Origin of the sequence: Pseudomonas sp. ITEM 17296, assembly GCF_028895205.1 — a bacterium.
Classification (GTDB): Bacteria; Pseudomonadota; Gammaproteobacteria; order Pseudomonadales; family Pseudomonadaceae; genus Aquipseudomonas; species Aquipseudomonas kermanshahensis.
The window spans coordinates 88,479-101,109 of record NZ_WJRS01000007.1 but is presented as its reverse complement, the minus strand read 5'-3'; the positions used below and the strand labels follow the sequence as shown (position 1 = coordinate 101,109).

Below are 12,631 nucleotides of genomic sequence, written 5' to 3'. Positions count from 1 at the left end.
TTCTTACTTTTTGGAGTACCTCATGGCTGAGATTGCCATTTTCCAAGACGACGCTTTCGGCGTTGCAGCCCTGACCGCTGCTATCAACGAGCAGGAGTACGTACCAGGACGCCTTGCGGCTCTTGGCCTGTTCCAGGAGGAGGGTGTCGCCACCCTTACCGTACAGATCGAGAAAGACGGTGACACGCTCGCTCTGGTGCCGGCGGGGGAGCGCGGCACGTCTGGCCTGGTGGTGGGTGGTAGCAAGCGCACGCTGATCCCGTTCAATACCGTTCACCTGCCTCAGCGCTTTGCGATCAAGGCGGACGAGATCCAGGGTATTCGCGCGTTCGGCACGCTGACGGAGCTGCAGGCCGTACAGGATGTGGTCAACAAGCGTCTGGCCAAGGCGAAACGCCAACTGGATGCCACTCACGAGTTTCATCGGATGGGGGCCATCAACGGCAAGGTGCTCGACGCAGACGGCTCCTCAGTGCTGCTGGACATATACAAGGTTTTCGGGGTGTCGCAGCAGAAGCAGTCGATGGGGCTGAATGACCCGAACGCCAACATTCAGGTGCAGTGCGTGGACGCCCTTGACATGCAAGAAGATGCTCTCGGCAACGTGACGACCACCGGCGCCCGCGCTTTCTGCGGCAAGACCTTCTGGAAGAAACTCATTGCCCACTCATCGGTTGTTGATACCTACAAGGGTAGCCAGCAGGCCGCAGCGCTTCGTGGCGACGGGCGTGAAACGTTCGAGTTCGGTGGTATCAGCTGGGAGCGTTACCGGGGCAAGGTAGCGGGTGTTCCATTCGTTCCTGACGATGAAGCGCGCTTGGTGCCAGAGGGGGTTTCTGAACTGTTCCTGTCGGTCTATGCGCCGGCAGACTACATGGAAACCGTCAACACCGAAGGCCTGCCATATTACAGCAAGCTGGAGGAGATGCCCTTCGGTAAGGGTGTTGCGGGTGAAGCTCAGTCCAACCCGTTGCACATCTGCACGCGTCCCCGTGCAGTCATCCGCCTGACCGCTTGATCATGGCCTTCCGCGACCTGGTCGATGATCTGGACGAGGTGGTATTCGATGTCCTCGGCGATCTTGCGCATATCGACGGTCGCGAGGTTCTCGGGATGTTCTCGGCACCGTGGCTGCAGCCCAAGCTTGGCCAGATTAATACCGGCCTGCGTGAGCCGCACCTGGTCATCCGCGTTGGTGACACCGCGGGTGTCGATACGCGGCAGAGCGTGATGATCGATCTGCCGCCCGAGGACGGTGGTGGGAATTTCACCATCGCCCGAATTGAGCCTGGTGGCGACGGGCTTGTAACCCTGGTGCTGAGGAAAACGGCATGAGTGTAGGCAGTTACCAGAAACAGTCGTCTAGTTCGGGTCTCATTACGCTGCAGGCGAACGCACAGCAGTCTTCAAACTTCGCTAAGTTCGCAGCCTTGATGCCGAAAGCCATCAAGGCGGCTGAACGACGGGCAATCAATAAAACCATCCGCTGGTTGCGCACGCACATTGCCAGATCGGTGAGCCAACAAGAGCGAATCGCGGTTACGGCGGTCCGTCAGCGCTTGAGAGCTTACCCAGTGGGCAGCAATGGCCAAGGCAAACTCTGGTTCGGTTTGAATCCCATTGAAGCCAGTCGAGCAGGCCGCCCTCGACAATCCCGCTCAGGTGTGTCCGTAGCCGGACGTTCGTATCAGGGGGCTTTTTTCCGGACTGTGTATGGCAGTAAGCCGGATATCTGGATCCGTACTGCCAGTAAGCACTTCAACGCTGATGATTATCCCACCAGTGAAGTCTCTGCTAGAGGCGGTGGGAGTTCAGGGTGGGTCGGTGAGAACAGCAGCCGATTTCCATTGGCTAAGGCGAAGATTTCGCTGGAAGAGGTGAGGCCGCATTTCGAGTCATGGACGAGCAAGGCACATCAGCGGTTGCTTGTGGTGATGGAGCAGGAGCTGAACTTCGAGCTGTTGAAGTATCTACGGAGATTAGGCAATGGATGATGATCCAATACCTCTTGAGCAGTTATATGCCGCTATCGAGCAACATATCAAAGACGCCATTCCAGGGCTGGCCTACGTCGGTACCATGCCTGACGGGATTGAGGTAGTTCCACCTCCAGCCGTTGTACTCGAACTAGCCGGATTCGACCATGTGGATATGGATCCGGGGACTGGCGAGACCGCCGTGGAGGCGCGTTTTGAGGCCCGTGCAATTGTTCCGGTAGAGGAGAAAAACTGCCTCCACGTTGCTGCCTTCGTTGCCGCGCAGCTTGCGGTTCTACTTCGTGGGCAATCGTGGGGGCTCCCTATCGGCTTTGCTGACTTTGTGCGTGCAGAGCGTGACTGGAGCCGCCCCGAGCTGGATACCTTCGCGGTCTGGGTCGTCGAGTGGACTCAGCTCATCTATCTCGGGGAAGAGGAGTGGCCGTGGCCCACTGAGCTCGGCCCGGCCGCTGCCGGCACTACTGCAGATGTGGGACCGCTTTCCCAAGGTTATGTCGAGATTGGGAGGATTACGGATGAGCTACCCGCTGGCTGAGCATGACCGAATGATCGCCGGCATGATTCGCAAATGCCGGGTCGTCGCGCTTGACCTCGCCGCCGATCCGCCGGTGTGCCGGGTTTCGGACGGCGAATGGACCAGCGCCTGGGTGCGCTGGCATACCTTGGGGGCCGCCCCTGGTGCGCGGCACTGGCTTGCCCCTGGCATGCATGAGCAGGGGGTGTTGATCAGTACCAGCGGCGATGTAAGCCAGGGTACATTCCTGCCTGGGCTATACAGCGGGCCTGCGCCGGCGCCGGATGACCGCGACCATGTCCAGCGCTGGCTGTTCGAGGACGGCGGTTCGCTTACCTATGACTGGCAAGCCAAGCGCTACAGCATCGAGCTGCCAGCCGGCCAGGTAGATATCAAAGTGGGCGGCTCGGTCGTTACCGTAACGGAATCGGCCATTGAAGCGATGGCGCCCATGCTGCGTTTCATTGGGCCGATGTTGATTCAGGGCGCGTTACGCGTAACAGGCGATATCTACGGTGACGCCCGAGTCATCGACACGGCCGGCAACACCGCCAACCACAAGCACTGATTCATAGCGGGCGGGCGCTCATGCGCCGCAGCCCTGATAACCACCAGCCCGCTGCGCGCGGGCTTTTTCATGCCTGGAGGAACCCATGGCGACCCCAAAAGCGGCTTCGACCTCTCCGGAGGCCCCTGTGGCCGTCGACCCCCAACGAGTGTTGTACCGAGACGTGGCGTTCCGCTCTCGCTCCATTTTCACCCCCGGAGGCGCCCAATTCGATGTGGTCAATTTCGAGGTGCGCGTGCCGGCCTCGGACGACGAAGCGCTGACCACTTTCGATGAGCACCCGGATTTCCAGCGCGTGCAGGAGTAATTCCCCATGATCGGAATGGACCGCCACACCGGCGCCGTGCTGTCCGGGGTCGAGCACTTGCGGCAGTCCATCGTGGACATTCTGACTACGCCGGTTGGGTCGCGGCTGATGCGGCCGGAGTACGGCAGCAAACTACGCCGGTTTGTCGACCAGCCGGTTAACGCGGGCTGGAAAAGCGCCGTACAGGCCGAGGCCGCGCGAGCGCTGCAGCGCTGGGAGCCACGCCTGGTCCTGCAGAGCGTGCAGGTGGTTTCTGCGGTGGGTGGCCAGATCGGCTTTCGCATCACTGGCACCTATTCCGAGGACGGCGTGAACCTTGAGGTAAGCATATGAGCACCATCGACCTGGCCAGCCTGCCGGCGCCTACGGTGATCGAGGAACTGGACTTTGAGACGTTTTATCAGGAAGGGTTGACGGGCTTTCGCGGGCTAATGGGCAACAGCTGGAATGCCACGTTGCTTTCTGATCCGGTGGTCAAGCTGCTGGAGCGAGCCGCCTATGAAAAGGTGATGACCCGTGCCCGTATCAACGACGCGGCCAAGTCGCAGTTCATTGCCTTTGCCCAGGGCGCCGACCTCGACCAGTTGGCCGCCAACTACAACGTCAAGCGCCTGGTGATCGTCGCGGAGGACCTGAGCGCAGTTCCGCCGGTGACCGAGCAGCTGGAAAGCGACGAATCGCTGGCCGAGCGCACCCTGCTGGCCTTCGAGGGCATGGCGGTGGCTGGGCCGGCCGGCGCGTATGAGTTCCATGCACGGTCTTCTGATGGGCGGGTGGCTGACGTTAAAGCCAGCAGCCCGTCGCCGGCCACCGTGCTGGTCAGTGTCCTTAACCGGGTCAATGGCGGGGTGGCCACCCAGGACTTGCTCGACAAGGTAGCCAAGGCGCTGACCCCTGAGAATATCCGGCCAGTAGGCGACCGGGTGCTGGTGAAGTCTGCCGAGCTGGTCAACTACGAGATTGAGGCGGTGCTGTACATGTTCCCTGGCGCCGAAAACGAGCTGGCCTTGGCGCAGGCCAAGACCTCCTTGGATACCTATATCAATGCGCAGCGTCGGCTGGGCCGGGACATTCGCCGTTCGGCCATCCATGCCGCGCTGCATGTGTCGCGGGTGCAGCGGGTGGAGCTGGTCAAGCCCGCTGCAGACTATGTGATCGAGGACCACCAGGCATCCAACTGCATCGGCTCCAGCGTCGTGATGGGTGGTACCGATGAGTGACACCAGCCTGCTGCCGATCAACCGCACCGCGCTGGAGGATGCCCTGGCGCAGGTGGGGCTGGAGCCGGCCGACCTGGCCAACGTGCTGCGTTCGATGAAGCGGCCAGAAACCTGCCCGGCCGAGATGCTGCCGTGGCTGGCAATTGAGCGCAGCGTGGACCGCTGGGACCCGGCATGGTCCGAGGAAATCAAACGCAAGACAGTGCGCGACTCGTTCGAGGTCCACCAGCGCAAAGGCACCATCGCCTCGCTGCGCCAGGTCATTTCGCCGTTTGCCGACATTATCGACATTGTCGAGTGGTTCGACCTAACCCCCATGGGGCCGCCCGGCACGTTTAGCCTGAGCCTGGCGCTGCTGAATACCGGCCTTAGTGACCGTGGGATTGCCGAACTAGAGCGCATGATTCTGTCGACCAAGCCGGTCAGTCGGCACCTGGTCGGTTTGAGCATCACTTACAGCCCCAACGGCCAGTTCTACATGGGCGCTGCCGTGTCCTCGGGTGACGAAACCGAGATTCTATCGGCCGACCTGCAGGCCGAGGCCTTTGCGGACCTGGAGCTGATGATGCTGGCCAATGACCTGCATTACTTCGCGAACCACCGAATGCCTGAATTACTGGAAAAGCCATGAGCGAACTATCCGACCGCCAGGCGGCCGCCATCGCCTTGATGGAAGCCGCCGCACAGACGGCCCATGACATTGTGCATGGCGCGGCTGACGCCACGGTTGAGACGGCTTCGGGGCCGTCTCCGACCTACTTGGCGCTGGCCAAGATGATCACCGACCTGACCGGCGGGCTGCTACTGCCGCGCCGCAAGGCTATTGCCGCCGCTGGCAGCGCCTTGGCGCTGGATGTGGCGTATACCGCCGGGGTGTCCTTTTTCGATGTGACGCTAGACAAGCCGCAGTGCGCGCTGACCTTCACCAACTCGGCAGTGCCGCCGGGCTATACCTGGTCTTTCTCGGTGCGCCTGCAGCAGGGTACCGGAGCCAACCGGGTGACGTTCCCGAACAACGTCCGCTGGCCGGCCAACCGCCCGCCGGTGCTGTCGTTCGAAAAGGGCTCGGCCGACCTGTTGACGTTCCTGTGGGACGGGGTGCGCTGGTCCGGTTTCTATGACGGGGGGTGGCTCGATGTTTCTTAATCCGCTCAACAGCCGGCGCCCGGTCAGCCAGCGCACGGGGCTGGCCAATGCCATCAGCCTGATCGAGGGTCATCACCGCTTTCTGCGCAACAACACCGGCGACACCGTCGACGCGACGGTGCAGCACTATGTGCAGAACAACCAGGGCGTGCTGTCGAACAACCGGCATTTCATCGCCCATTCGCAGATGGAGTACCAGCCCAACGGCGACGGTACCACCGAGGGCCAGGCGCTGCATGTGCTGGGCTATGCCCATGCCTACCTGGCCACCCAGGACCCGCGCTATCTGGAGGCCGCCATATGGCACTGGGAGGCCTACGAGAAGTATTTCTATGCCGGCCAGCCGATCCCTGACACGCCGCAGCGGCGTATCTGTAACTGGATCATCAATTCAAAGGAGCCGGTGCTGGCCAACTGGCCGGTGGACCCCGTCGAGCCGACGCACAGCGGCTTTAAGGGCGTGCCGTTCGCCTTCACCAATGGCGCCCTGTCGATTCCGCATGGTGCGCCGCACTGGGGCGAGTACCTGGACAAGGCGACGTTTGCCTTTGACGGTGCGTTGGCCTGGGGGGCGATCAATGCCGGCGTGCGAGCGCTTCGCGAAGACGGCTCGACCGACTGGGACAAGGACGGCACGGTGTATGAGGTGGATTGGATCATTGCCCACACCGGCCAGAAAATCACCGTCGACGGCAAGGTGCTATCAGAAGGGCATACCGGCGCCGATATCGGCCGGGTGCAACTCAAGGACACCAGCCTAAACGGTACCCACCTGTTCAACTACGCCACCCGGCAACCGGTCGAGCATGGCGGCTACCTGATCCCGCGCAACGCGGTGCAACACAACCGCCCGTTGCATGTGCCGCTGCTGGGCGGGGTCAACCAGATGGGCAACGCTGCAGACGGCGAGCTGTGGTACATGGACGCCTGTTATCTGTTGTGGCGTATTACCGGCGAGGAACGCTTTCAGAAAGCCATGGATGCCTGCCTGTATACGGCGCATGAATACACCCTGATCGACTCGACGGACCGGTTTTTCCGGCAAAGCACAGTGGCCGCCACGCCTTTTACAGACGGCATTTCTTACGAGTTCGCCTACCCCAGCGAGGCAAAGCGGGAGTACGGCCGCGACTCGCAGGGCTACATCACGCTGCAGACCGATGTAGGCGCCCAGGTGTCCATCGAGCAACAATCGGTATGGTTCCGCGTCGGCAAGGATTCCAAGGTGCGGACCAGCTTCGGTGGGGTCGACCGGGCTAACGGCGCGCTGACTGCCAAGGTCGAGGTCACGATTGCCCCGGAGAAAGTCGAAAATACCGGCACCCGTTACTGCTACATGCTGCCGGAATCGACCTCCAGCTGGCAGGTACTGCAGCACGATATCCCGCTGTCGCAGTTCTACCGGGTGGCCAAGGATGATGGGTCCGAGTTCATCATGGCGGACCTGCGCGCGGTGGTGCACTCGGCTGACATTACGTCGCAAGAGCGGCATGTGCCGGTGATCTTTCCCGGCCGGGCGGGCAACGTGGTGCGCTCGTTCTTCCCTGGTGGCGGCAATGGCGGGTGGTATGTGATCGGCAACTACCTGCAGCCGACCAAAAAGGCGCCGCTTAAAAGCATTACCTACCGGGCGAACGGCAATTTCAACGTCCGTATTCAGGACAAGGACGGCTGGCGATGGTGGTGGATGCTACCGGCCACCGATGGCGCGTTTTCTACTGTGCAGATCCGCCCCCAGGACGGCACGCTGTCAGGCTATCAGCCCAACGCGGCCGGCCGGCCGAACCCGTCAGCACCGAACTACGGCGAGCTGGCGGAAATGGACATTCTGCTGGACAACGATGCCGACACGAACCTGACGTTTGAGTATTACTGCATCAACGAGCTGCCCGACCTGTACGACGGGGTCGACGGCTACACGATGCTGTACCGGCTGACCCTCAACGGTCAGCAGCCATTTCGCGGCCTGGTGGGCGATTGCACGGTGATCGGCTATCGCAATGACTCGTTGGCCTACAGCCCTGGGGTGATTCCGTTTTCCAATATCTACTCGGACGGCAGCGAGCAAATCGGCGCATGGCACGGCATGCCCTATCCCGGCTATCAGTACCCACTGATCTTTTGCCTGGACCCGGAGACGTACAGCGTCGAGCTGGGGAACATGATCGATTTCCTGTACGACTCGCAGCAGTGGTACCAGCAGAAATTCGGCGTCCTCGGACCTGGTGCAGCAGCGTACATCTGGAACCGCTGGGATAACTACCGCTACGGCCCGGCCGACACCTGGACCCAGTACCACTGGGGCGATGGCAATGCCTGGGCCGGCTACCAGCCCCGGGCGATGATGGGCGCCTGCAGGGCCTGGTACGAGCTGGTGCACCGGGGCAAGCCCGTGCCGCCCAAGCTGGTCGCCTACGCCGAGAACTGGCTGCGCTGGCTGGTGAGGTTCGTCAAGGACTCCAAGGGCATCTTGCCGACCGACTTCCCGACCAACAGCGTGCCCAAGCCGGTGGAGGATGACTTCACCGGGCACATGACCGGGCTGTGGCTGGCCGGTGCTTGCCTGGCGGCGATGGCCGGCAGTCAGGTGGCTGACCTTGATGTGCTGATCGAGGCGTGCATGGACGAGCTGCAGGCGTACTACACGGTAACGCCCATTCCTGGTCATGCCATGAACGGCAGCTGGACCCCCGACCCGCGCCTGGGGACCGATAACGGCATGTTCTTTGGCTTTTGGGCCGGGGAAATCCTGCGCGGGCTGGGCTTGTACATCCAGTACCGGACCTTGGGCGTCGGGGCCAACATCTACGGCGGGCCTGTGCCCGCTTAGCGCTTCACGGCCTGCCGCGAGGGCAGGCCCCTTACTTCAAGAGCGAACCAATGGCAGATACAGACGCGATTTACGTCGCCATGCTGACTGACGCGGGCGCGGCTGCGCTGGCGAAAGCCATCGCCACCAAGACCACCCTCAAGATCAACCGCATGGCGGTAGGGGATGGCAACGGCAGTACGCCGCTGCCTTCCAAGCTGCAGAAGAAGCTGATTCACGAGGTTTTCCGGGTCAACCTCAACCGCCTTTCGGTGGAGAGCGGCAAGCCGGTGATTGTGGCCGAGGGCATCCTGCTGCCGGAGGTTGGCGGCTGGTGGGTGCGTGAGGTCGGCCTGTACGACGACACCGGCGTGCTGGTTGCGGTGGCCAGCTACCCGGCGACCTACAAGCCGCTGCAGGAGCAGGGCAGCGGGCGCACCCAGGTGATCCGCCTGCTGATTCAGGTCAGCAGCACCGCCAATGTGCAGATCCTGCAGGACCCCAACACGGTGACCGCCACCCTGGCGGTGGTGCAGGAAGCCATCAGCCAGGGCGAGGCCGCCACGGCCCGCGCACTGGCCACCGAGCGCACCATTTCGCTCAAGGGCGATGCCAGCGGCTCGGCCAAGTTCAACGGCGCCGGTGACGCGGCGATCAATGTCACCCTGGCCAACTCGGGGGTGCTGGCCGGTACCTATTCCAAGGTGCGAGTCAGTGCCAAGGGTCTGGTGCTGGAGGGGGCGGCGCTGACAGCTGCCGATATCCCCAGCCTGGACGCCGCCAAGATCACCACCGGCACGCTTAGCCGGCCGACCACGGGCAACGCCGGCAGCGCGACCAAGCTGCAGGCGGCGCGTGTGTTCACCTTCACCGGTGATGTGGGCGGTCAGGGCCAGTTCGATGGCGCTCAGGATGTGGCGATTGCCCTCAGTCTGGAGAGCACGGGGGTGCGGGCTGGTACCTATCCCAAGGTGCGGGTCAGCGCCAAGGGTCTGGTGCTGGAGGGTGCGGCGCTGACGGCTGCCGATATCCCCAGCCTGGACGCCGCCAAGATCACCACCGGCACGCTGAGCCGGCCGACCACGGGCAACGCCGGCAGCGCGACCAGGCTGCAGACGGCGCGCGCGGTAGGTTTCACCGGCGAGGTGACCGGGCAGGGGGTATTTGACGGTTCACAGAATCTGTCGATTGCCCTGAGCCTGGCGGGCATGGACGTTAGCAAACTGGTCAGCGGCATTCTGCCTGTCCACCGAGGCGGTACCGGGGGCAACACGCCTGACGGTGCGCGTAACGCGCTGAACGCGGCCGTTCGCTCGCAGTTCTCAGGGGCTCAGAACGGTTTCTACTGGGACACCGACAACGGCTTTATGGCCCAGTGGGGACGCTTGAACGTGGGTGACTTGCCCAGCCAGTTCACCGAGTACCAGGTGGGATTCCACTCGGGTGGGTTCTCGGCGGCGCCGTTCATTGTCATTCCGGTGATCTACCACAAGAGCAACCCAGGGGTGCCGGCAGCAACGCTGACCCCGGCGATCATGGAGGGCAAAACCACAGGACAAAGTTTCAACATCATGATTGGCGAGTGGGCGAATTCGGTACAGGACTTCGCGCTGTACTGGTTCGCCATCGGCTTCCGAGCGGGCTAACGCTCATCACATTTCAAGCTGTTCAACACGACCGCCCTTTGGCGGTTTTTTCGTTTCTATGGGGAGCATTTATGCCTAACTTTTTCCATGGCGTGACCACTTCGCTGGTCACTTCCGGAGCGCGCACCATCAGCGTGCCCTCGTCGTCGGTGATCGGCATCGTCGACGTTTATACCCCAGGGGTCGGCCTGGCTGAGCCCAACACGCCGGTGCAGATCGTCAGCGACCGCGAGGCCGTGGCGGCGTTTGGTGTCGCGTCGCCGCTGACCAAAGCCTGCCTGCAGATCCTCGACCAGGCCAAGGCCGTGATCATCGCGGTGGGTGTTACGTCCGCCGGCACGCCGGCCAGCATCACCAGTGCCGTGATTGGCGGTGTGGCGGCCGATGGCAAGCGCAGCGGCCTGCAGGCCTTGCTCGATGCCAAAAGCCTGTTCAACCAGCACCCACGGCTGCTGCTGGCACCCAAGCACTCGGCCACCAAGGCGGTGGCCACCGCCATGGACACCCTGGCGGACAAGTTGGAGGCCCTGGGCCTGATCGACGGGCCGGGTACCACTGACGAGGCGGCTATTGCCTACGCCACCGGGTTTGGCAGCAAGCGGCTGTACATGGTCGACCCCGGCGTCAAAAAGTGGAGCGTTACCAGTAACGGCGACGAGGACCTGGCCGCCACGCCAGTGGCGGCGGGCCTGTTCGCGCAGACCGACGCCAATATCGGTTTCTGGGCTTCGCCGTCCAACAAGGAAATCAAGAACGTTACCGGCACCGTGCGGGCCGTCGAGTACCTGGACAACGATCCGACCTGCCGGGCCAACCTGCTCAACAACGCCAATGTCACCACCATCATTCGCGACGGCGGCTATCGCCTGTGGGGTAACCGCACGCTGTCGACCGATAGCAAGTGGGCATTCGTCACGCGGGTGCGCACCGTCGACATGGTGATGGCGGCCGTGCGGGCCGGCATGAAATGGGCCGTCGACCTCGGCATTACCAAAAGCTATGTCAAGGATGTGACCGAGACGGTGCAGGCGTTCATGCGCGACCTCAAGGCCGCCGGGGCGGTGATCGACTTCGAGGTTTACGCCGACACCGAGCGCAACACCGCCAGCCAGCTGGCCCAGGGCAAAATCATTTGGGTGATTCGCTTCACCGATGTGCCGCCTGCCGAGAACCCGATTTTTGAAATCGAGGTGACCGATGAATACCTGACCCAAGTTCTCGACGTAGCCTAAGGAGCGCGCGCAATGGCTGTTATTCCAGAAGTACTCTTCAACATGAATGCCTCGGTGGGCGGTGTCAGCCTGCAGGGCGATGTGCCGTCGCTGACCCTGCCCAAGCTCACGGTCAAGACCGACGAATATCGCGGCGGCGGCATGGACGCGCCGATTGAGATGGATATGGGGCTTGAGAAGCTGGAAGCCAGCTTCACCTCCAACGGCATGCGCCGGGAAACCCTCAAGTATTTCGGTGACTTCGACCAGACCGGTTTCAACTGCGTGTTCCGGGGTAGTTTCAAGGGGCAGGGCGGTGCCACCAAGGCGGTGGTCGCCACCTTGCGCGGCGCGCTCAAGGAAGTCGATCCGGGGGACTGGAAGCCGGGCGAGAAAGCGGAAATGAAGCACAGCATCGCGGTGCGCTACTACAAGTTGGAGGTCGGCGGCCGCCTCATTTACGAAATCGATCCTGTGAACTGCATCCGCGTTATCGACGGTGTCGACCAACTGGCCGGCGTTCGCGCTGACCTCGCCATTTAAGGAGCCTGAACATGTCCATTTCCAATCCTATTCCAAGCTGGCTCAACATCGAGGACGGCCGCGCCGTGGTGTCCCTGAGCGTTCCCCTGGACGTTTACGGGGAGGCGCGGCAGGCGCTGACCATGCGCAGCCCTACCGTGAGCGAAGACCTCATGGTGGGCCTGCAGGTCGGGGACAACGACGAACAGCGCGAACTGCTCATGCTGGGGTCGCTGTGCGAGCTGACCGAGGATCAGCTGACGGCCCTGCAGGTGCGCGACTACAAGCGCTTGCAGCGGGCTTACAAGGAGCTGCTGGGCGATGACAGCGGCGAGAATCCCGCCTGGCTCAAGCTGACCCTGGAGCATGCGGTGGTGCGCCTGGCGGCGCCTATCGTGCGCGAAGGGGTAAAGGTCGACCGCCTGACCATGCATTCGCCTTCGATCCGCCTGAGCCGCGAGGTGGAAGCCGAAGCGGGCGACGACAACAGCAAGCTGGAAACGCTGCTGTTCCAGCGCCTGACCGAAACCACGCCGACCGAGCTGCATTCGCTGACCATCCGCGATTACAACCGGGTGCGCGCTGCCTACTTTCGCCTGGTCCACCAAGACGGGGTTTAACACCCCCGGATTCCAAAAGTCGCTTGCCAAGCGCCTGGCGCGGGAACTGGGGTTCTCGCCCGGCGAGCTCG

15 protein-coding genes are annotated in these 12,631 nt (G+C 62.4%); all 15 read left to right on the top strand.

The features are described from left to right. Positions 1–22 precede the first annotated feature (22 nt). The 15 genes from GIB19_RS10800 (at position 23) to GIB19_RS10730 (ending at position 12,560) form a co-directional block, all read left to right on the top strand. Positions 23–1,018 (top strand): major capsid protein, encoded by a 996-nt coding sequence (locus tag GIB19_RS10800; RefSeq protein ID WP_039613466.1) that lies wholly within the window; start codon positions 23–25, stop codon positions 1,016–1,018. Positions 1,019–1,020: 2 nt separating this feature from the next. After that, positions 1,021–1,335, top strand: a complete 315-nt coding sequence (locus GIB19_RS10795) for a head-tail joining protein (protein WP_274885486.1) — start codon at positions 1,021–1,023, stop codon at positions 1,333–1,335. Continuing rightward, a complete protein-coding gene (locus tag GIB19_RS10790) occupies positions 1,332–1,994 on the top strand; it encodes a hypothetical protein (RefSeq protein WP_274885485.1) in 663 nt (220 codons plus the stop codon). Before GIB19_RS10795 ends, GIB19_RS10790 begins: the two co-directional genes overlap by 4 nt. After that, entirely contained in the window at positions 1,987–2,532 is a 546-nt protein-coding gene (locus GIB19_RS10785; RefSeq protein ID WP_274885484.1) for a hypothetical protein, read from the top strand. Before GIB19_RS10790 ends, GIB19_RS10785 begins: the two co-directional genes overlap by 8 nt. Beyond that, positions 2,513–3,079, top strand: coding sequence for a phage baseplate assembly protein V (locus tag GIB19_RS10780; protein WP_274885482.1), 567 nt, complete (start codon positions 2,513–2,515; stop codon positions 3,077–3,079). Before GIB19_RS10785 ends, GIB19_RS10780 begins: the two co-directional genes overlap by 20 nt. Before the next feature lie 85 nt (positions 3,080–3,164). Further along, positions 3,165–3,386 (top strand): hypothetical protein, encoded by a 222-nt coding sequence (locus GIB19_RS10775; protein WP_274885480.1) that lies wholly within the window; start codon positions 3,165–3,167, stop codon positions 3,384–3,386. Positions 3,387–3,392: 6 nt separating this feature from the next. Then, entirely contained in the window at positions 3,393–3,719 is a 327-nt protein-coding gene (locus GIB19_RS10770; RefSeq protein WP_274885479.1) for a GPW/gp25 family protein, read from the top strand. Beyond that, positions 3,716–4,606 (top strand): baseplate assembly protein, encoded by an 891-nt coding sequence (locus tag GIB19_RS10765; protein ID WP_274885478.1) that lies wholly within the window; start codon positions 3,716–3,718, stop codon positions 4,604–4,606. Before GIB19_RS10770 ends, GIB19_RS10765 begins: the two co-directional genes overlap by 4 nt. Further along, the gene (locus GIB19_RS10760) at positions 4,599–5,237 is read left to right on the top strand and encodes a phage tail protein I (protein WP_274885477.1); all 639 of its coding nucleotides are present in this window, start codon (positions 4,599–4,601) and stop codon (positions 5,235–5,237) included. The genes GIB19_RS10765 and GIB19_RS10760 overlap by 8 nt, the downstream gene beginning before the upstream one ends. Next, positions 5,234–5,752, top strand: a complete 519-nt coding sequence (locus GIB19_RS10755; RefSeq protein WP_274885476.1) for a hypothetical protein — start codon at positions 5,234–5,236, stop codon at positions 5,750–5,752. Before GIB19_RS10760 ends, GIB19_RS10755 begins: the two co-directional genes overlap by 4 nt. Then, on the top strand, positions 5,742–8,582 hold the full coding sequence (locus GIB19_RS10750; RefSeq protein WP_274885475.1) for a phage tail protein: 2,841 nt from the start codon (positions 5,742–5,744) through the stop codon (positions 8,580–8,582). Before GIB19_RS10755 ends, GIB19_RS10750 begins: the two co-directional genes overlap by 11 nt. A 50-nt stretch (positions 8,583–8,632) precedes the next feature. Further along, positions 8,633–10,207 (top strand): phage tail protein, encoded by a 1,575-nt coding sequence (locus GIB19_RS10745; RefSeq protein ID WP_274885473.1) that lies wholly within the window; start codon positions 8,633–8,635, stop codon positions 10,205–10,207. Between the two features lie 71 nt (positions 10,208–10,278). Then, positions 10,279–11,439, top strand: a complete 1,161-nt coding sequence (locus tag GIB19_RS10740; protein WP_274885472.1) for a phage tail sheath family protein — start codon at positions 10,279–10,281, stop codon at positions 11,437–11,439. 12 nt (positions 11,440–11,451) lie between these two features. Beyond that, on the top strand, positions 11,452–11,961 hold the full coding sequence (locus GIB19_RS10735; RefSeq protein ID WP_274885471.1) for a phage major tail tube protein: 510 nt from the start codon (positions 11,452–11,454) through the stop codon (positions 11,959–11,961). Between the two features lie 11 nt (positions 11,962–11,972). After that, positions 11,973–12,560, top strand: a complete 588-nt coding sequence (locus GIB19_RS10730; RefSeq protein WP_274885470.1) for a phage tail assembly protein — start codon at positions 11,973–11,975, stop codon at positions 12,558–12,560. The last annotated feature ends 71 nt before the right edge of the window (positions 12,561–12,631 follow it).